The following is an 18,935-nucleotide window of genomic DNA, read 5'->3' as shown; positions in this document are numbered from 1 at the left end:
TGTATGTCAGGTGATCTTGACGATTCGCGCGGGCAATGTACGTATCGTGAGCGCGGCGGCGGGCCACTTCAATCTTGCGCGGAGTTGCCACGACGGCGCAATCGGTCTATTCTTGAAACCAAAGACGAAGAGGTTCTTGCTGAATGAATCTTCCGGGCGAGGAGGCCATGAACAAGCCAAACATCAAAATACAGCGTCTGGCAGCGTTGTTCGTGCTGGGCAGCCTGCTCTTCAACTATCCGCTGCTGGCACTGTTCAACCACCCCGCGCTGCTGGGCGGCATTCCGCTGCTGTACGTCTATGTGTTTGCTGCTTGGGCGCTGCTGATCGGCCTCTTGGCACTGGTGATCGAAAAGAAATAACGGCCATGGGTGAAGACCGGCCGACACCACCGCCTGTGCCCGGAGACTGAATCGTGCCGGCCTGGATCATCCTTCTCGTCGCCGCGGTGTACTTGGGCTTGCTCTTCTTCATCGCCTACCGCGGCGACAAGGCGGCCGATGCCGGGCGCAGCCTGATCGCCAGCCCCTATGTCTACGCACTCTCTCTCGGCGTGTATACCTCGGCCTGGACGTTCTACGGCAGCGTCGGGCGTGCCGCCGCCAGCGGCATCGGCTTCCTGCCCGTTTATCTCGGCCCGACCGTGATGGTGACTCTGTGGTGGGTTGTGATGCGCAAAATCATCCGCATCGCCAAGGACAATCGCATCACCTCGCTGGCCGACTTCATTTCCTCGCGCTACGGCAAGAGCGCGGCGCTGGCGGGACTGGTCACGGTGATCGCGGTGATCGGCGTCACGCCCTACATTTCGCTGCAACTGAAAGCGATTTCCACCAGCTTCAACGTCTTGCGCGGCTACCCCAAGATCCTGGCGCTGGCCCCGCCGGAGTTGGAGAGCGTCTGGGAGGACACGGCGTTTTATACGGCCCTGATCCTGGCGGCGTTCACCATCGTTTTCGGCACCCGCAAGCTGGACGCCGCGGAACGCCACGAGGGCATGGTGGCGGCGATCGCCTTCGAGGCGGTGGTCAAACTGCTGGCCTTTCTAGCGGTAGGGATATTCGTCACCTGGGGCATGTACGGCGGCATCAATGACCTGTTCGCCCGCGCCGCACAGGTGCCGCGCATCGTCGAGGTCTTCACCATCGGCGGCGGTTCGACCGACGTCTATCGCAGCTGGGCCTCGCTCTTCTCGCTGGCCTTCATCAGCATGCTGGCGATCATGTTCCTGCCGCGGCAGTTCCAGCTGGCGGTGGTCGAGAATGTCGACGAGGCGCATCTGAACAAGGCGATCTGGCTCTTTCCGCTCTACCTCTTCCTGTTCAACCTCTTCGTTCTGCCGATCGCCATCGGCGGCCTGCTGCATTTCGGCGCGGCCGTCAATCCGGATACCTTCGTCCTCACCCTGCCCATGGCCGGGCAGCAGAAAGCGCTGGCGCTGCTCGTGTTCCTCGGCGGCTTCTCCGCTGCCACCGGCATGGTGATCGTCGAGACCATCGCCCTGTCGACCATGGTTTGCAACGACCTGGTGATGCCGGTTCTGATGCGCATCAAGGCACTGCGCCTGTCCGAGCGCGCCGATCTCTCCGGTCTGCTGCTCGCCATCCGCCGCATCACCATCGTGCTCGGCCTGCTGCTCGGCTACACCTATTACCGGCTGGCGGGCGAGGCTTACGCGCTGGTCTCGATCGGCCTCATTTCCTTCGCCGCTGTCGCCCAGTTCGGGCCGGCGCTGCTCGGCGGCCTCTACTGGAAGGGCGGCAGCTGCCGCGGGGCGCTGGCCGGGCTCGGGGCCGGTTTCTTGGTCTGGGCCTATACCCTGATGCTGCCGGCTTTTGCCCGTTCCGGCTGGTTGCCGCTGGCGCTGCTTGAGGAGGGGCCGTTTGCCATCGCGCTGCTGCGCCCGCTCGCCCTCTTCGGCCTGGAGGGGCTGGACGAGATTACCCACGCCATGCTTTGGAGCATGCTCGCCAACGTCGGCGCTTATCTGGCGGTGTCACTCACGAGCGAGCAGAGCGCCGTCGAGCAGACGCAGGCGGCGCTTTTCGTCGATGTCTTCCAGCTTGATCGCGGTGCCGAGCGGGCCTGGCGGGCGAGCGGCTACCTGCCGGATCTGTATGCGGTGATGACGCGCTTTCTCGGCGCCGACCCTGCGCGGCAGGCGTTCGTTGCCTACGCCCGGCCGCACGGTCTGGACTGGCCGCAGGAGATCGACGCCGAACTGGCCCGCTATTGCGAGGCACAACTCGCCGGCGTCATTGGCGCCGCGTCGGCACGGGTCGTGCTCGCCTCGGTGGTGGAGGAAGAGCTGCTGCGCGACAGCCTGACCGGTCTGCCCAACCGCGCGCTGCTGCTGACGCGGATTGACGATGCCCTGGACCTGCTCCGGCTTGAATCCGGGCACGGCTTTGCGCTCATCTATCTCACCCTGGACCGCTTCCGAACGATCACCGACAGCCTGGGCGCTGCCGTCGGCGACCAGCTGTTGATTGCCGTCGCGCAACGCCTGGGCGCCGGCCTGCGCCCGGCCGACACGGTGGCCCGCGTCGGCGGCGACAGCTTCTCCATCCTGCTTGACGAAGCGAAGGACGCCGACGCGGCGGCGCGGTTTGCCGACAAGCTGCAGGCCGCGTTGGCGGCCGGCTTCATCCTCGATGGACACGAACTGTTCACCACCGCCAGCGTTGGCATCGCGCTCGGCCGGGCGGGCTACGGCGACCCCCGCGACCTCCTGCGTGACGCCGAGACGGCCGCCCACAACGCCGTGCGGCGCGGCGGGGCATGCCACGAGGTGTTCGCCGCCGACATGCGCGAGCGCGTCGTCGCCCTGCTCAAAATGGAGACCGAACTGAACCAGGCGGTGGCGCGCGGCGAGGAATTCCTCGTCTACTACCAGCCTGTCGTCTCGCTGCAGACGGGCCGGCTGGCCGGTTTCGAGGCCCTCGTGCGCATGCGGCGCCCCGATGGCAGCCTGGTGCCGCCGAGCGAATTCATCCCGCTCACCGAGGAGACCGGTCTCATCGTGTCAATCGGTCGCTGGGTGTTGAGCGAGGCCTGCCGCCAGATGCGCGACTGGCAGCAGCGCTATCCGGATCACCCGCCGATGCAGATGAGCGTGAACCTGGCCGGGCGGCAGTTCGCCCAGCCCGACCTGATGCAGCAGATCGAGGCGGTGCTGGCGGAAACCGGCCTCGACACCAGCAGCCTCAAGCTCGAAGTGACCGAGACCGTGCTGATGGCGCACGCCGAGGCGGCGGCGGTGGTGCTGGAGAAATTGCGCGCCCTGGGGATCAAGCTGCTGATGGACGATTTCGGCACCGGCTATTCGTCGCTCTCGTACCTGCACCGTTTCCCAATCAACACGCTGAAGATCGATGCCTCGTTCGTGCGCCGCATGGATGTTGATCGCAAGAATGCCGACATCATCCAGACCATCGTCACCCTGGCCCATACCCTGAACATGGACATCGTCGCCGAAGGGGTCGAGAATGCCGGGCAACTGGCGCAGCTGCGGGCGCTGCAGGTGGAATACGGGCAGGGCTACCACTTCGCCAAGCCGCTCGACGCGGCGGCGGCCGAGGCGATGATCGTCGCCCGGCCAATCTGGTAGCCCGCTCCGTTCACGCGATGGCTTGCCAGTGGCGCGGCTCCACAGGCGTGATGGACAGGCGGTTGCCTTTTTTCAGCACCAGCAGGTCGGCCAACTCAGGCCGGGCGCGCAGCCCGGCCAGCGTCAATGTCGGGATCTTGCGCAGCACCTGCACGTCCACCAGCAACCAGCGCGGCGCGTCGGGTTGGGAGGCCGGATCAAAGTAGGGCGACTTCGGGTCGAACTGCGTGGGGTCGGGCCGGCTGGTTGACGCCACGCGGGCGATGCCCACGATGCCCGGCTCGGCGCAGCTGGAGTGGTAGAACAGCACGCCGTCCCCCACCCGCATGAGGTCGCGCATGAAGTTGCGGACCTGGTAGTTGCGCACGCCTGTCCACGGCACGGTGGCATCGGGCGCGGCGAGCGCGTCGTCCACAGAGCATTCGGTGGGCTCGGATTTCATCAGCCAGTAGTTCATCGCCCCAAGTTTGCCAGCGTCCGGCCCCATTTGCACGCGCTGCTTCAACCCTCCCTAGAATCCTCTGTCCTGTTCCACACACGAGGGTTTCACCATGGGCAACATCCCGCTTAGCGACACACTTCCTGCAAAAAACAGCCTCAAGGTCGCCGTCATGGGCGCGGGCGCTGTGGGCTGCTACTACGGCGGCATGCTGGCCCGCGCCGGGCATGAGGTGGTGCTGATCGCGCGGCCCGAGCACGTGGAAGCCATCGCTCGCGACGGACTGCGCCTGCAGACCACGACCTTCGATGAGCAGGTGCGTCTGGTCGCCAGCAGCGAGCCCAGCGCCGTGCAGGGCGCGCAGCTGGTGCTGTTCTGTGTGAAGTCCACCGATACCGAATCGGCCGGTGCCCTGCTGCGGCCGCAGTTGGCGCCCGATGCGCTGGTGCTGACCCTGCAAAACGGTGTCGACAACGCCGACCGGCTGCGCACCGTGCTGCCGCAATACGCGGTGGCTGCCGCCGTGGTGTATGTCGCCGTTGAGATGGCCGGCCCCGGCCACGTCAAACACCACGGCCGCGGCGAACTGGTGATCGAGCCCGCTGCTTCCAAGTCCATTTCCAGCGAAGCCGTGGCGCAAGCCCTGATCGCCGCTGGCGTGCCAACCGAAATATCGGACAACGTGCGCGGCGCGCTGTGGGGCAAGCTGATCCTCAACTGCGCCTACAACGCCGTCTCGGCCATCGCCCAGCTGCCCTATGGCAAGACGGTGCAGGGCGAGGGCATCCAGGAGGTGATGCGCGACGTGGTGGCCGAATGCCTGGCCGTGGCCCAGGCCGAGGGGGTGCAGGTGGCGGGCGACGTGGAGGCCGCCATCCGCAAGATCGCCGAGACCATGCCCAGCCAGTTCTCATCGACCGCGCAAGACCTGGCGCGCGGCAAGCGCAGCGAGATTGATTACCTCAACGGCCTGATCGTGCAGCGCGGCGAGGCGTTGGGGATTGCGACGCCGGCGAACCGGGTGTTGTGGGCTTTGGTGAAGTTGATGGAGGGGACGCGCACTTAGGCTGCGCCGCCGGGCGTTGCATTCCGCCATCGAACTGCGTGCAAGGTTCAGACGCGTTCAAAGTCAATAAAGCTTTTTTCCGCATCCACCGCCAGCAGCCTGACGCGCGCCGTATCGCCCACGTCCAGCCCTTCGAAACCGCGCACCACCCGGCCTTCGAGCATGGGGCGGCTGATGCGCACGAAAGTGCCCTTGGCGGCTGCGCCGGTGACGAGCGCGTCGAAGACCTCGCCGATGCGCCCGTGCAACAACCAGGCGCCAGCGGCTTTGAGTACCTGGCGCTCGACCTTGCTGGCGTTGTCTTCCTGCAGCGTGCAGTGCTGGGCAATCTCGGTGAGCTGCCCGGCCGAATACGGCGGCGCCTCGCCCGCGATGGCGGCTTTCAGCAGGCGCTGGGTCACCAGGTCGGGAAAGCGCCGGTTGGGCGCGGTGGAATGCGCGTAATCGTTCACCGCGAGCCCGAAGTGCCCCAGTCCCGTGGTCGCCGCAGCGGGTGCGGCCGCGTACTCGCCCGAGCCCAGCAGTTTCACCACCGCCAGCGACAGATCGGCAAACCCGGCCGGATCCGCCAGGCGGCGCGCGCTCAGGAAGCGGTCCAGGGCCGGTGAGTCGGGCGTTGCAGGCAGCTGCACGCCATGACTCGCGGCCAGCGCGACGATGCGGTCCCAGCGGCGCGGCGCCTGCAGCAGGCGGCGCAGTGAGGGAAAGCCCTTGTCCACCAGAAAGCGCGCCGTCGCGCCGTTGGCCGCGATCATCAGGTCGGCGATCAGGTCCTTGGCGCGGTTTTTGTTGTCGGGGCGCAGGTCTACCAGCTGACCGTCCTCAAACACCGGGCGGGCGGACACCGTGTTGACATTCAGCGCGCCGCGCGTCTGGCGCCATTGCCGCAGCTGGCCGGCCAGGGCGTCGTGCAGGCGAAGCTGATCCTCCAGCCCATCCACGCTGGCGATCTGCGGCGGTGGGGGCGCCTCGCCGTCCAGCCACGCCGACACGCCGTCGTAGGTGAGCTTGGCGCGGTTCAGCACCGTCGCCCGGTAGACGCTGGACGCCGACACCGTGCCATCCGTTTCCACCTGCATCTCGACCACCACCGTCAGGCGCTCCAGGCCTTCATGCAGCGAGGTGAGGTCGGTGGACAGCGCCTCGGGCAGCATCGGGAACACACCGGCGGCCGTGTAGACCGCGGTCGTGTTGACGGCCGCATGCCCATCCACCGCGCCGCCGGGCCGCACCAGGGTGTCGACATCGGCCACCGCCACCAGCAGGCGCGTGGCGCCATCGGGCAGCGCTTCGGCCACGCTCAGCTGGTCCAGATCGCGCGTGTCGTCGTTGTCGATGGAAAACCAGGTCAGGTGGCGCAGGTCGAGGATGGCGTTGTTGCGTTCGGGACGGGCTTGGCGCGCGTCCTCGGCCTCTTGCAAGGCCTGCGGCGCAAAGGCGGGCAGCAGGCCTCGGGAACGCATGGCCTCGACGGCGATTTGGTGCAGGTTGATGGGGTTCATGGGATGCCCGTGGTTGAGTCGCCCAATGTAACCGCTGGCTCGCCTCCACCGGGTCCCGCGTCTGCTGCAGCACACCTCTTTGCAGCGCAAGATCGCTCGCCGCAAGCACAACGAGATTGACTACCTCAATGGACTGATCATGCGGCGAGGCGAGGCGCTGGGGATTGCGACGCCGGCGAATCGGGTGTTGTGGGCGTTGGTGAAATTGATGGGGGAAACGGGCGTCGCCCTGTCGTAATATATCCAACAAAGAGCTAGGTTGCATCCTTCTGCACGGCCGTAGCTTCTGACAGCACCCGGCGTATGAATGGCTCCTTGGCCTCTGTGTACGCCTCTCGATCTGTCGCGAACTTTTCGGCTAAACGTTTCTTGAGAGCGGCATACTCTGAAGCGAGCACCGCGTTCTGGCGGAGTGCGTCGCGGAACTTGAGGCGTTCATGCCAGAGTGGACTGTCAAATGGCACCAAGTGGAGATGATGCGTGCGGTGGCTTGCCGAAGGTTTGCAGAACCAGTGCATGACCTGCGCCTTGTATGGGTAATACACATACCCCACTCTTGTTGCCGCAGTAATGGCAGAACGCGACTCTTCCAAGGTGCGTACCGGCGCCATGATGTCAATAACGGGCTTGGCAGCTAGATTAGGCACGGCAGTACTTCCAATGTGCTCGATACGCCCGACAAGCCATGGCGCCAGCGCTGCCTCAAGCAATGCTCTCTCAATTTCAAACTTCGCAGGCCATGATGGGTCGTACTCCACAACTTCGATACGGGCTTCTGGTTGGCATTCGTTGGTGGAGACATTGGTCATCTATTTCCTCTGAAATTCTCGCTGCTTTTAAACATGCAAAAAAAAGCCATAAACCCCGGCAGCATTGATTGGTCGATTCTAGGAGCAAGGTGCGAGCAAACTCACCTCGCAGAGCGAGTGAACGACAGCAATGAGGCAATACGTTGAACGTCGGGTCATGGTCGAAAACCGCCATCACCGCTGGCTGGCAAGACGCTATCCATTGCAGTTGACTTCACGGCTGTGAAAAATCCACCGCGTCCGGACGCCCCGCCAACTGCAGCGTCGCCACCACCTCCGCCGTCTCCGCCACCAGCATCCCCTTCCTCCATACCTTCAAGCGATTTGCCCGCAGCCGGATCGCCTCCACCGGGTTCCGCGCTTGCAGCAGCACAAAACTCGCATCGCAGCCTGCCTCCAGCCCGTAGCCCTGCAGGTGCATCACCTTGGCCGCGTTGGTTGTCACCGCGTCGAAGCACTGGCGCATGGCGGCCTGGCTCGTCATCTGCGCCACATGCAGGCCCATGTGGGCGACTTCCAGCATGTCGCCGCTGCCCAGCGAATACCAGGGGTCCATCACGCAGTCGTGGCCAAAGGCCACGTTGATGCCGGCGGCCAGCAGCTCGGGCACGCGCGTCATGCCGCGGCGTTTGGGATAAGTGTCGTGCCGGCCCTGCAGCGTGATGTTGATCAGCGGATTCGCCACCACCTGCAACTGCGCCTCGGCCATCAAGGGCAGCAGCTTGCTCACGTAGTAGTTGTCCATGCTGTGCATCGAGGTCAGGTGCGAGCCGGTGACGCGCCCGTGCAGCCCCAGGCGTTGCGTCTCGGAGGCCAGCGTTTCGATATGGCGTGACAGCGGGTCGTCGGACTCGTCGCAGTGCATGTCCACCGGTTTGCCCAGCTCGGCGGCCAGTTCGCACAACAGCTTGATGCTCAACGCACCATCCGCCATGGTTCTCTCGAAATGCGGAATGCCGCCGACCACGTCCACGCCCATGTCGAGCGCGCGCGTGAGGTTGTCCATGTGCTGGTCCGGTCCCAGCGGGCCGCGCAGCACGCCGTCCTGCGGAAACGCCACCAGCTGCAAATCCAGGTACGGCGCCACCCGGCGTTTCACCACCAGCAAGGCCTCCACCGCCAGCAGGCGTGGGTCGCACACGTCGACATGGGTGCGAATCGCCAGCAGGCCCTTGGCCACGGCCCAGTCGCAGTAGGTCAGTGCCCGCTCGATCAGCGCATCCTGCGTCAGCAGGGGCTTGAGCTCGCCCCACAGCGCAATGCCCTCCAGCAGCGTGCCGGATTCATTGACGCGCGGCAGGCCGTAACTCAAGGTGGCGTCCATGTGGAAGTGGGCGTCGACAAACGGCGGGCTGAGCAGCCGGCCTTGGGCGTCGATCAGCTCATGCGCCGGGACATCCAGGCCGGCGCTGACTTCCACAATCTTCCCGGCGCGCACGGCGACGGACATGTCTTCGCGCCCATCGGGCAAGGTGGCGTTTTGAATCAGCAGATCAAGCATGGCGATGGATGATGAGTTGGTTGCTATAAAAACAGTAGCTAGTTGCGCATACTACACGAGGGCTACAGTCTGTTTTTTCATAAATTATCAGGCTGGGCGTGTTCCGCTCTTATTGTGCTTGATCCGGCTCGTGCCTGGCACTCAAAGAGCCTGGCGCCACCCGACCGGCGGCCCGCTTGCGAAATTCGTCCGGCGTGCTCCCCATCAGCCGCTTGAACATGGTGATGAAGGCCGAGGCGCTGCCGTAGCCCAGGTCCAGCGCAATGGTTTCCACTGTTTGCCCCGCTTCCAGCAGCGGCATGGCCTTGACCACGCGCAGGCGCTGGCGCCACTCGGCCAGCGACATGCCCAGATCGCGCTGGGCGCGGCGCATCAGGGTGCGCTCGGTGGTGTGGGCCGCGCGGGCCAATTCGGGCAGCGCGCGGTTGTCGCTGGGCTGGGCTTGTAGCAGGCGCAGCACCGCGCCCAGCGCGGGGTCGTCCGAGCCGGGCAGGTAGCTGCCGGCGCGCGGCGCCAGGGCCAGCTGGTCCACCAGCACCTGCAGCAGGCGCTCAGTCTGCGGGCTGATCGGTGCCTCAGTGGGCTGCTGGTGCAGGTGGTCGAGCAGGGCGCGCACCAGCGGGCTCACGGTCAGGGCGCAGGGCGTGCGCGGCAGCGCGCGGCCCTGCTCGGGCGCGATGTAGAGCGAGCAATGGCAAGCCTCATGGCGGTTCAGCCCGACATGGTCCAGATCGGGTGGCAGCCAGATGCCGTATTGCGGCGGCGCCAGGAAGTGGTGCTCGGCCACTTTCACCTCCATCACGCCGCTGAAGGAATACACAAACTCGCCCCAGGCGTGCTGATGCTCCGGGTAGAGGCCGTGCGCCGGCACATAAGCGCTGCGAAACATGATGGGCGCCGGCAAATGTGGGCTGGACAGGGGGATGTCGAGCTTCGGACTCAGGATGGGCATGGTTTGTCGGCTGGGTGCTATGGCTTGTCAGTTTCTCACTATATCAATGAAAGCTGTCAGATGAATAATCTGTTCCTTGTTGACTACCGGTAAGAAAACCCATGGATACGCGCAAAGCGCTCGACTCTCAGGCCATCGCATTGATGCTGGTGCTGTGCCTGATCTGGGGCTTGCAGCAAGTCGTGCTCAAGGCCACGGCGGCGGACATCGCGCCCATTTTTCAAATTGGCCTGCGCTCGGGCGTGGCGGCGCTGTTGGTGGGGCTGCTGATGTTTGCCCGCGGCGAGCGCATGCGCGTGAGCGACGGCACCTGGCGCCCCGGCGTGGTGGTGGGCTTGCTGTTTGGACTGGAATTCTTGCTGGTGGGCGAAGGTCTGCGCCACACCGGCGCCTCGCACATGGTGGTGTTCTTGTACACCGCGCCGATTTTTGCGGCGCTGGGCCTGCACTGGAAATTGCCCGCCGAGCGCCTGAGCGCCGTGCAGTGGTTGGGCATCGCACTGGCCTTTGCCGGCCTGGCCATAGCATTCTTTGGCCGCAGCCAGCCTCCAGGTGTGACGCCCGGCAATATGCTTTGGGGTGACTTCCTGGGGCTGATGGCCGGCGTGGCCTGGGGCGCCACCACCGTGGTGGTGCGTTGCTCGACATTGGCCAGAGCCCCCGCCACGCAGACGCTGCTGTACCAGTTGGTGGGCGCTTTTGTGCTGCTGCTGGGGGCGGCCTTCGCCACCGGTCAGACCCACCTCAACCTCACAACCCAGGTCTGGGCCAGCCTGGCGTTTCATTCGCTGGTGGTGTCGTTTGCCAGCTTTCTGGTGTGGTTCTGGCTGCTGCGGCATTACCTGGCGTCCCCGCTGGGCGTCTTCTCGTTCATGACACCGCTGTTTGGCATCGCCTTCGGCGCATGGCTGCTGAGTGAGCCGATCGAGATGAGCTTTATGCTCGGAGCGGTGCCGGTGTTGGTGGGAATTGTGTTGGTGAGTGGCGGCAGGTGGGTGACGCAGGCGTTGCGGGGCATGCGGCGGTGGGGTGTCCGCGTCGGCCGGTAAAGGGAATTCACAATGAACACCATGAAGGACCCGATGACACTTGTCTCCATGCCCCCGATCCTCACCTATAAGGTCAACCCCAGTGCGCCCACGCTGAAGCTGCCGTCCCTGGCTTGCGACAGCCATGTGCACGTGTTTGGCCCTGCAGCACGTTTTCCTTTCGCTGAAAACCGCAATTTCACCCCCGTGGATGCACCCAAGGAAACTCTGTTTGCGCTGCACAAAAGACTGGGCATTGGCCGTTGCGTGATTGTGCAATCGGTCACCCATGGCTTTGACAATCGCGTCGTGGAAGACGCGATGGCCGCCGGCGAGGGGCGCTATCTCGGCGTGGCGCTGGCGCCGGCCAATGTGGCTGACGCAGAACTCCAGCGTCTCGCGGCGGCCGGATTTCGCGCCGTGCGTTTCAACTTCATGACGCACCTGGCGGGTTCAAGCGGCATGGACGAGGTGCTGGCCCTCACGCCTCGACTCAAGGCCGTGGGCATGCACCTGCAAGTGCATTTTGAAAGCGGCTTGATGCACCGCCTCGCGCCAGCGTTGTCGCGCAGTGCCGTGCCGGTGGTGATTGACCACATGGGTCGGGTGGACGCGGCGCTCGGCACGGACCAGCCGGACTTTGTGGCCCTGCAGGCCTTGCTGAACAACCCGCTGTTCTACGTCAAGGTCAGCGGCATTGACCGCATCGACCCGCATCCAGTGGGAGAGGGCGCACAGCCCTATGCCAAGGGAGTCGCGCTGGCCCGCTTGCTCGTGCAGAGCTATCCCGACCGCTGTGTCTGGGGGACGGACTGGCCGCATCCCAACCACACGCATGTCCCCGATGACGGCGTGCTGGTGGATGCCCTGGCGCGCATCGCCCCGACCCCTTCTTTGCTGGACAAGTTGCTGGTGCAGAACCCGCAAAGTCTGTACCGCTTTAGAGCTTGAACTGCCGCCAAATTTCGACGAAACCCCTTGCAGGAAACGCCGGCCTTCCCTTCCATTACGTGGCGGAGATGGGCCCTGACATCGCGCCATCAAAGCCCTGCACGTTGTTTCTTCCGGCCTGCTTGGCCTTGTACAGCGCTTTGTCGGCGTTATTCATCAATTGTTCGAACGACAGGCCGCCGCCCTCCACGGTGGCCACGCCGATGCTGACGGTAAACGTGACGCTGGCACCTTCGTCGTTCGCCGCCACCTTCTGTGCCGCCACCGCCTGGCACAGCGATTCGGCCAGAATGCGGGCGCTGGGGTGATCGGTTTCGGGCAACACGATGACGAACTCTTCGCCGCCCACGCGGGCCGCCGTGTCCAGGCCATGGCGTATGCGGGTACGGCAGGCCTCGGCCACGGCACAGATCACGTGGTCGCCGACCAGATGCCCCCAGGCGTCGTTGACGCTTTTGAACAAATCAATATCCACCATCAGTAAGGAAAGGGGATGACTGAAGCGCTCGGCGCGTTTGCATTCATTGCCCCCCAATTCCATCAGCGTGCGCCGATTGGCCAGCCCGGTGAGGGAGTCGCTCGCGGCGAGCAGCTCCAGTGCGGTGTTGTAGCTTTGCAGCAAGGCGTTTTGCTGGGCCAGTTGCCGGTTGATTTGCGCGAGTTCGTCTTCCTTGCGTTTTCTGTCGTCGATGTTGAAGGTCACACCAATAAAACGCTTGCCGGGGGAGTCGCTGTGCCCATCCATGACTTTGCCGTAATTGGCATACCAAACCCATGCGCCGCTTTTGGCGCGCAGCCTGAATTCGCAACGGTACTGGGGGGTCCGGCCCGACAGGTGGTCATCCACGGCGGTCTTGACCGTCATGACGTCGTCCGGGTGAAAGAGCTTGAAGATGTCGTGCACATAAACAGCCATTTCGCGCTCGCTGTAGCCCAGCTCGGACAGGGTCTTCATCGCCTTGCGGGTGACCTCGCCGGTCAGCAGGTTGTTCTCCCACAGGTCCAGTCCCGCGGCTTCCAGCGCCAGCTCCAGCCGCTCTCGGTTGAGGTCCGCTTCGCCCATGTGGGGGCCCTCAGACCGAGGGCATCGCGCTGGCGGCGATGAATTCAAAGTCGGCTATCCCGTACTCAAATCCGCTCATTGATTTCCCCCTCCCTGTTTGTGTCGAACACAAGACGCCTCGAAAGACGCGTATCAAACTGTAACAGGAAGAGGGTGGGGCAGTACCCCCATCAGTCTCCGGTTGTCAGACCACCTTGGCGCGCTCCAGCATGGCATGCAGCAGCACATTGCAGCCGGCCGTGATGTGTTCGGGCTCGGCTGATTCAATCTCGTTGTGGCTGATGCCGTCCTTGCAAGGGATGAAGATCATGCCGCTGGGCGCGAGCTGCGCCATGTAGACCGCGTCGTGCCCGGCACCCGAGACTGCCGGCATATTGGAGTAGCCCAGCTTGGCGGCGGCGCGGGCCACGGCGTCCACGCAATCGGGGTGGAACACTTGCGCGGGGTAGCTCGATACCAGTTCGATTTTCACGTCCAGCCCACTGTCCTGGGCCACCTTGGCCGCAAAGGCTTTCACCTCATCGGCCATCTGGTCCACCAGCGCGTCGCTGGCGTTGCGCAGGTCGATGCTGAATTTCACACGGCCCGGAATCACGTTCCGGCTGTTGGGGAAAACCTGCACCATGCCCACCGTGCCGCGCCCGTGCGGCGCATGGCGCAGTGCGCTGGCCACCACCTCCTGCATGATGCGGGTAGACACCTGCATCGCATCCTTGCGTAGCGCCATGGGCGTGGGCCCAGCGTGCGCCTCCATGCCGGTCACGGTGCAGTCGAACCAGCGGATGCCGAGCACGCCCTGCACCACGCCGATGGTTTTGTCGTTGTCTTCCAGCACCGGGCCTTGCTCGATGTGGGTCTCGAAGTAGGCGCCGATCGGATGGTTACCCGGCTCCTGCTCGCCGACATAGCCGATGCGCGTCAGCTCGTCCTTCACCGACTTGCCGTCCACGTCCTTGGCGGCATAAGCGTGTTCCAGCGTGAAGGCCTTGGCGAACACGCCCGAGCCCATCATCACCGGCACAAAGCGCGAGCCTTCTTCGTTGGTCCAGAAAGCCACCTCGATCGGCGCCTCGGTCTCGATGCCGTGGTCGTTCAAGGTGCGCACCACCTCGATCCCCGCCAGCACACCATAGTTGCCGTCGAACTTGCCGCCGGTCGGCTGGGTGTCGATATGGCTGCCGGTCACGATCGGCGGCAATGCATTGTTGCGTCCCGCGCGGCGCATGAAGCCGTTACCAATCTTGTCGATAGTGACAGTCAAATCGGCCTGCTTCGCCCAGGCCAGCACAAGGTCGCGCCCCTGCTTGTCCAGGTCCGTCAGCGTCAGGCGGCACACACCGCCCTTCGGCGTGGCACCAATTTTTGCGAGCTCCATCAATGTGTCCCACAGGCGCGGACCGTTGATGCGCAGCCTGTCGATATCGAAGGGATGTGAAGTGCTCATGTTGTCTCCCGAAAATGATGAACTGTATATAAAAGAAAAGTACGCCCACAGCAATGCCACTTGTCGCCGGGGAGGGAAATGCCGGGGGCCGATTTTCTGGCCTGCAGGACAGATGAGGCCCACGGCATTCCCCTCCCCGGCAGGCCCCACCACGACCCATCAGCGAATAACAGCAACCGGCTCCAGCGTTTCAGCCCGCAGCCGGTTCGCCGCAAAATTCGGACCAAACGCCGGTCGCTTGATATAACGCCCCGCGCCCGTTTTGGCCCGCAGATCGCCTTGAATAAACACCAACTCGCCCTGACTCACCGTGTGGCTCGGAATGCCGCGCACGGTACGGCCCTCAAAGATGTTGAAGTCCCCCTTGCTATGCTGCGTCTTGGCCGACAGCGTCTTGGTGCCCGCGGGGTCCCACACCACCAAATCGGCATCCGCCCCCACGGCCACACAGCCTTTTTGCGGATAGATGTTGAACAGCTTGGCCGTGTTGGCGGAAGTGATGGCAACAAACTCCGAGGGCGTCAGGCGCCCGGTGTTCACGCCCGCATCCCAGATCACCGCCAGCCGTTCTTCGACACCGCCACAACCATTCGGGATCTTTGAAAAATCATCCTTGCCGGCCGCCTTCTGCGCCGCGCAGAACGTGCAGTGATCGGTGGCCGTCGTATGCAGATTGCCCGACTGCAGACCTCGCCACAAAGCTTCCTGATGGCCCTTGGGCCGAAACGGCGGGCTCATCACATGGGCTGCCGCGGTGGCAAAGTCGGGATGGCGGTACACGCTGTCGTCCACCACCAGATGCCCGGCCAGCACCTCGCCATAAACGCGCTGACCGCGGGCGCGGGCCCGGGCAATCGCCTCCGCCGCCTCAATGCACGACACATGCACCACATAGATCGGCACATTCAGCACCTCGGCAATGGCGATGGCGCGGTTCGCCGCTTCGCCTTCCACCGTCGGCGGGCGCGACAGCGGGTGGCCCTCCGGCCCGCTGATGCCCATGGCCGCCACCTCCTTTTGCAGCAAAAACACCAGCTCGCCGTTTTCGGCATGCACGGTCGGCATGGCGCCGAGTTCGACAGCGCGCTTGAAGCTGTTCACCAAGGTTTCGTCGTCGCACATGATGGCGTTTTTATAGGCCATGAAATGCTTGAAGCTGTTGATGCCTTCCTGCTGCACCAGCGTGCCCATGTCGCGCCGCACGGACTCATCCCACCAGGTGATGGCCATGTGAAACGAATAATCCGAGGCCGATTTTTTCGCCCATTCGCGCCAGATCTGATAGGCCTCGATCAGCGACTGTTGCGGGTTCGGGATCACGAAATCGATGATGCTGGTGGTGCCGCCCGCCAGCCCGGCGGCCGTGCCGGTGAAGAAGTCGTCCATCGTCACCGTGCCCATGAAGGGCAGCTGCATATGGGTGTGCGGGTCGATGCCACCGGGCATCACGTACTGGCCGCCGGCGTCCACCACGGTCGCGCCGGACGGGGCTTGCAGGTTCTCGCCCACGGCGATGATCTGGCCGTCCTGGGTCAGGACATCGGCTCGGAAGGCGCGGTCGGCGTTCACCACGGTGCCGCCTTGAATCAAAATATGGCTCATGAGTGCTCCTGAATTAATAGCTTCTTGCGCAATGAGTACGTGGGCTAGAGGCTTATTTTATATAAAATTAGACCGATTGGGCGACGCGCAGGGGGTTGTTGGGGTGTGTCGTCCAGTCTGCATGTTTATCGCTGACCACCTGATTGGTGCGCAAGTCCTTTTCACCAGGCTTGAGATCGCGCAAGCTAATGCACTCCGGCACCGGGCACACCAGCACGCACAGATTGCAGCCCACGCATTCCTCCTCTTTGACCTCAAAGTGGCGTTGGCCATCTTTCATAGCGGTGATGGCCTGGTGCGAGGTGTCTTCGCAGGCAATGTGGCAGCGCCCGCACTGGATGCAGGCGTCCTGCTTGATGACCGCCTTGCTGATGTGATTCAGGTCCAGGTAACGCCAATCCGACACGGTGGGAACCGCCCTGCCGCGGAAGTCTTCAATCGACGTGAAGCCCATTTCGTCCATGTAGTTCGACAGGCCGTCGCTCATTTCCTGAACGATCTTGAAGCCATAGACCATGGCGGCTGTGCACACCTGCACGTTGCCCGCGCCCAAGGCGATGAAGTCCAGCGCGTCGCGCCAATTGCCGATGCCGCCAATGCCCGAAATCGGCAGGCCGGCGGTCAGCGGGTCGCGCGCAATCTCGGCCACCATGTTTAGGGCAATCGGCTTCACGGCCGGGCCACAGTAGCCGCCGTGCGAGCCTTTGTCGCCGGTGGACGGGCTCATCTTCAGCGTGTAGGGGTCCACGCCCATGATGGAGTTGATGGTGTTGATGAGTGACACCGCGTCGGCGCCGCCTTTTTTGGCCGCGCGGGCCGGCAGGCGCACATCGGTGATGTTGGGCGTGAGTTTCACGATCACCGGCAACTTGCTGTACTGCTTGCACCAGGCGGTGACCATCTCGATGTATTCCGGCACCTGGCCGACCGCCGCGCCCATGCCGCGCTCGCTCATGCCGTGCGGGCAGCCGAAGTTGAGCTCGATGCCGTCAGCACCGGTGTCCTCCACGCGCGGCAATATGGCTTTCCACGAGGCCTCTTCGCAGGGCACCATCAGCGACACCACCATGGCGCGGTCCGGCCAGTCGCGCTTGACCTGGGTGATCTCTTTCAGGTTCAGCTCCAGGTCGCGGTCGGTGATCAGTTCGATGTTGTTGAAGCCCAGCAGGCGGCGGTCCGGCGTGAGCAGGGCGCCATAACGCGGGCCGTTGACGTTGACGATGGGGGGCCCGGCTTCGCCCAAGGTCTTCCAGACCACGCCGCCCCAGCCGGCCTCAAAAGCGCGGTTGACGTTGTAGGCCTTGTCGGTCGGTGGCGCCGAGGCCAGCCAGAACGGGTTGGGGCTGTGGATGCCGGCAAAAGTGGTGTGCAGATTGGCCATGGTGTTCAGCTTATTGGGGGTTGGAGAGGGTGGCGTGGATGGCCAGGGCGGACTGCTTGCCGTGCTCCACGGCTTCCACGGTCAGGTCCAGTCCGCCGGCGCGGCAGTCGCCGCCGGCCCAGACGCCAGGCAAGTTGGTCAGGCCTGCCGCGTCGGTGGCAATGCGCCCGCCGTCCAGTTTCAGCCCGCAAGCGCTCAGCACCGGGTTGCCGAGCCGCTGGCCAATGGCTTTGAACACCATGTCGGCCTCCATGACTTCGGTTTCACCGGTCGCGGTGAGTTGGCCGTCCACCAGCGCCTGGCGCGCAAAGGCGACCGCACCCGCGTGCTGGCTATTGCTGGGGTTGGCCATGATCTTGATGGGTTGCAGCCAGTGGTGAATCGTCACGCCATGGGTTTGTGCCCATTCCTGTTCCGCGGTGGAGGCCGACATCGCCTCCGGTCCGCGCCGGTAGACCATGTGCACCTCTTGCGCGCCCAGCAGTCTGGATTGCACGGCCGCGTCCACCGCCGTCATGCCGCCGCCAATCACCACCACCCGGCGGCCGATCGGCAGGGAGGACAGGTCTTGCGTCTGGCGCAAGGTGGCGATGAAGTCAATCGCATCCTGCACGCCGCCCAAATCTTCGCCGGGCACGCCGAGCTGGTGCGTGGTGCTCAGGCCCATGCCCAAGAACAGGGCGTCGTGGTCCTTTCGCAGTGCATCCAGTTGGGCAACGCTCTCCAGCTTCCAGCCGGCGCGGATCTCAATGCCGCCGATGTCCAGCAGCCATTGCACTTCGCGTTGGGCAAAGTTGTCCGGGGTTTTGTAGCTGGCCAGACCGTATTCATTGAGGCCACCGGCCTTGGGCCGGGCGTCGAACACCACGACGTCGTGGCCGAGACGCGCCAGCGTGTGGGCGCAGGCCAGACCGGCCGGGCCGGCGCCCACCACCGCAACCTTTTTGCCGGTGGCCGCTGCGCGGGTAAATAGTTGGGGGCGGGGGCTTTCCATCAGCGCGTCCACCGCATGGCGCTGCAGGCGGCCAATGGCGACCGGCTTGCCTTCCTGCGTGTTGCGCACGCACACCGCTTCACACAGGTTCTCGGTCGGGCAGACCCGCGCGCACATGCCGCCCAGCGGGTTGGATTCCAGTATGGCGCGGGCCGAGCCGCGCAGGTTGCCGTCGGCAATGCGCTTGATGAAGGAGGGCACGTCAATGCTGGTCGGGCAGGCCGTGGCGCAAGGCGCGTCAAAGCAGTAGAGGCAGCGCTCGGCTTCCAGCACGGCTTGCGCCGGGGTCAGGCGGGGGGATGCATCGGCAAAGTGCCGGGCGTAATCGTCGGCGTTCAGGCGGCCGGAGCGAATATCTGGAGCGGATAAGAGAGACACGCTGGCAACTCCTGTAAAGGTGGGCGGAGAGATCAAGGTAAACCAAAAAACTGACCATTTAGTCAAGTTCTGGAGTGAATACTAGCAATACATGTGCCACGGTGTAACTAGGGGTTTGCCCCAGCACGGTGTGGTGTCGGCGCAACTTTGTGTCGATTTCGGTCCATATGCGAATGCGCAGCAATTGCGCCGCCATTGCGCGAGATAATTTCAGT

At 64.1% G+C, this 18,935-nt stretch carries 15 protein-coding genes and 1 pseudogene; 6 read left to right on the top strand and 10 right to left on the bottom strand.

The genetic code is table 11. From position 1 onward, the window contains the following. Positions 1 to 167 precede the first annotated feature (167 nt). Positions 168 to 362, top strand: coding sequence for a hypothetical protein (locus C5P05_RS23930; protein WP_114972391.1), 195 nt, complete (start codon positions 168 to 170; stop codon positions 360 to 362). Positions 363 to 415: 53 nt separating this feature from the next. After that, entirely contained in the window at positions 416 to 3,610 is a 3,195-nt protein-coding gene (locus tag C5P05_RS23925) for an EAL domain-containing protein (RefSeq protein WP_114972364.1), read from the top strand. Positions 3,611 to 3,620: 10 nt separating this feature from the next. On the opposite strand, the gene C5P05_RS23920 is transcribed toward C5P05_RS23925, so the two are convergent. Continuing rightward, positions 3,621 to 4,067 (bottom strand): EVE domain-containing protein, encoded by a 447-nt coding sequence (locus C5P05_RS23920; RefSeq protein ID WP_114972390.1) that lies wholly within the window; start codon positions 4,065 to 4,067, stop codon positions 3,621 to 3,623. 94 nt (positions 4,068 to 4,161) lie between these two features. Between C5P05_RS23920 and C5P05_RS23915 the strand changes: the two genes are divergently transcribed. Beyond that, positions 4,162 to 5,115, top strand: a complete 954-nt coding sequence (locus C5P05_RS23915; RefSeq protein WP_114972363.1) for a ketopantoate reductase family protein — start codon at positions 4,162 to 4,164, stop codon at positions 5,113 to 5,115. Between the two features lie 47 nt (positions 5,116 to 5,162). On the opposite strand, the gene C5P05_RS23910 is transcribed toward C5P05_RS23915, so the two are convergent. Continuing rightward, positions 5,163 to 6,617 (bottom strand): RNB domain-containing ribonuclease, encoded by a 1,455-nt coding sequence (locus C5P05_RS23910; RefSeq protein ID WP_114972362.1) that lies wholly within the window; start codon positions 6,615 to 6,617, stop codon positions 5,163 to 5,165. Between the two features lie 67 nt (positions 6,618 to 6,684). On the opposite strand from C5P05_RS23910, the pseudogene C5P05_RS23905 reads away from it, so the two are divergent. Next, positions 6,685 to 6,855 (top strand): annotated as a pseudogene (locus tag C5P05_RS23905) (ketopantoate reductase family protein); the annotation flags it as partial. A 16-nt stretch (positions 6,856 to 6,871) separates the two neighbouring features. On the opposite strand, the gene C5P05_RS23900 reads toward C5P05_RS23905, so the two are convergent. The 3 genes from C5P05_RS23900 to C5P05_RS23890 all read right to left on the bottom strand — a co-directional run bounded on the left by C5P05_RS23900 (position 6,872) and on the right by C5P05_RS23890 (position 9,879). Continuing rightward, on the bottom strand, positions 6,872 to 7,426 hold the full coding sequence (locus tag C5P05_RS23900) for a GrpB family protein (RefSeq protein ID WP_114972360.1): 555 nt from the start codon (positions 7,424 to 7,426) through the stop codon (positions 6,872 to 6,874). Positions 7,427 to 7,640: 214 nt separating this feature from the next. Further along, positions 7,641 to 8,927 (bottom strand): amidohydrolase family protein, encoded by a 1,287-nt coding sequence (locus C5P05_RS23895; protein ID WP_114972359.1) that lies wholly within the window; start codon positions 8,925 to 8,927, stop codon positions 7,641 to 7,643. A 109-nt stretch (positions 8,928 to 9,036) separates the two neighbouring features. Then, positions 9,037 to 9,879, bottom strand: a complete 843-nt coding sequence (locus C5P05_RS23890; RefSeq protein WP_114972358.1) for an AraC family transcriptional regulator — start codon at positions 9,877 to 9,879, stop codon at positions 9,037 to 9,039. Positions 9,880 to 9,980: 101 nt separating this feature from the next. Here C5P05_RS23890 and C5P05_RS23885 point away from each other — a divergent pair, with 101 nt between their 5' ends. Both C5P05_RS23885 and C5P05_RS23880 read left to right on the top strand, forming a co-directional pair. Beyond that, a complete protein-coding gene (locus C5P05_RS23885) occupies positions 9,981 to 10,928 on the top strand; it encodes a DMT family transporter (protein ID WP_114972357.1) in 948 nt (315 codons plus the stop codon). A 21-nt stretch (positions 10,929 to 10,949) separates the two neighbouring features. Further along, on the top strand, positions 10,950 to 11,858 hold the full coding sequence (locus C5P05_RS23880; RefSeq protein WP_232834646.1) for an amidohydrolase family protein: 909 nt from the start codon (positions 10,950 to 10,952) through the stop codon (positions 11,856 to 11,858). A 55-nt stretch (positions 11,859 to 11,913) separates the two neighbouring features. On the opposite strand, the gene C5P05_RS23875 is transcribed toward C5P05_RS23880, so the two are convergent. The 5 genes from C5P05_RS23875 to C5P05_RS23855 all read right to left on the bottom strand — a co-directional run bounded on the left by C5P05_RS23875 (position 11,914) and on the right by C5P05_RS23855 (position 18,720). After that, positions 11,914 to 12,921: a sensor domain-containing diguanylate cyclase gene (locus C5P05_RS23875; RefSeq protein ID WP_114972356.1), complete on the bottom strand. Its 1,008-nt coding sequence runs from the start codon at positions 12,919 to 12,921 to the stop codon at positions 11,914 to 11,916. Between the two features lie 184 nt (positions 12,922 to 13,105). Beyond that, positions 13,106 to 14,365: a Zn-dependent hydrolase gene (locus tag C5P05_RS23870; protein WP_114972355.1), complete on the bottom strand. Its 1,260-nt coding sequence runs from the start codon at positions 14,363 to 14,365 to the stop codon at positions 13,106 to 13,108. A gap of 159 nt (positions 14,366 to 14,524) precedes the next feature. Then, positions 14,525 to 15,967, bottom strand: coding sequence for a dihydropyrimidinase (gene hydA, locus C5P05_RS23865; RefSeq protein ID WP_114972354.1), 1,443 nt, complete (start codon positions 15,965 to 15,967; stop codon positions 14,525 to 14,527). 67 nt (positions 15,968 to 16,034) lie between these two features. Then, positions 16,035 to 17,348 carry an NAD-dependent dihydropyrimidine dehydrogenase subunit PreA gene (preA, locus tag C5P05_RS23860; protein WP_114972353.1) on the bottom strand — a complete coding sequence of 438 codons (1,314 nt, stop codon included), beginning with the start codon at positions 17,346 to 17,348 and terminating at the stop codon, positions 16,035 to 16,037. A 10-nt stretch (positions 17,349 to 17,358) separates the two neighbouring features. Beyond that, positions 17,359 to 18,720: an NAD(P)-dependent oxidoreductase gene (locus tag C5P05_RS23855; protein ID WP_114972352.1), complete on the bottom strand. Its 1,362-nt coding sequence runs from the start codon at positions 18,718 to 18,720 to the stop codon at positions 17,359 to 17,361. Positions 18,721 to 18,935: the final 215 nt, after the last annotated feature.

The organism is Rhodoferax ferrireducens (assembly GCF_003347515.1).
Lineage (GTDB): Bacteria > Pseudomonadota > Gammaproteobacteria > Burkholderiales > Burkholderiaceae_C > Rhodoferax.
The sequence above is the reverse complement of the archived record's forward strand: the minus strand, read 5'-3'. Positions and strand labels throughout refer to the sequence as shown.

Excerpts from the sequence above, each read along its gene's own strand:
- C5P05_RS23910 (WP_114972362.1), bottom strand. The coding sequence starts at position 6,617 with ATGAACCCCATCAACCTGCACCAAATCGCCGTCGAGGCCATGCGTTCC.
- C5P05_RS23900 (WP_114972360.1), bottom strand. The coding sequence starts at position 7,426 with ATGACCAATGTCTCCACCAACGAATGCCAACCAGAAGCCCGTATCGAA.
- preA (WP_114972353.1), bottom strand. The coding sequence starts at position 17,348 with ATGGCCAATCTGCACACCACTTTTGCCGGCATCCACAGCCCCAACCCG.
- C5P05_RS23875 (WP_114972356.1), bottom strand. The coding sequence starts at position 12,921 with ATGGGCGAAGCGGACCTCAACCGAGAGCGGCTGGAGCTGGCGCTGGAA.
- hydA (WP_114972354.1), bottom strand. The coding sequence starts at position 15,967 with ATGAGCCATATTTTGATTCAAGGCGGCACCGTGGTGAACGCCGACCGC.
- C5P05_RS23920 (WP_114972390.1), bottom strand. The coding sequence starts at position 4,067 with ATGAACTACTGGCTGATGAAATCCGAGCCCACCGAATGCTCTGTGGAC.
- C5P05_RS23930 (WP_114972391.1), top strand. The coding sequence starts at position 168 with ATGAACAAGCCAAACATCAAAATACAGCGTCTGGCAGCGTTGTTCGTG.
- C5P05_RS23890 (WP_114972358.1), bottom strand. The coding sequence starts at position 9,879 with ATGCCCATCCTGAGTCCGAAGCTCGACATCCCCCTGTCCAGCCCACAT.
- C5P05_RS23870 (WP_114972355.1), bottom strand. The coding sequence starts at position 14,365 with ATGAGCACTTCACATCCCTTCGATATCGACAGGCTGCGCATCAACGGT.
- C5P05_RS23895 (WP_114972359.1), bottom strand. The coding sequence starts at position 8,927 with ATGCTTGATCTGCTGATTCAAAACGCCACCTTGCCCGATGGGCGCGAA.
- C5P05_RS23915 (WP_114972363.1), top strand. The coding sequence starts at position 4,162 with ATGGGCAACATCCCGCTTAGCGACACACTTCCTGCAAAAAACAGCCTC.
- C5P05_RS23885 (WP_114972357.1), top strand. The coding sequence starts at position 9,981 with ATGGATACGCGCAAAGCGCTCGACTCTCAGGCCATCGCATTGATGCTG.
- C5P05_RS23880 (WP_232834646.1), top strand. The coding sequence starts at position 10,950 with ATGAAGGACCCGATGACACTTGTCTCCATGCCCCCGATCCTCACCTAT.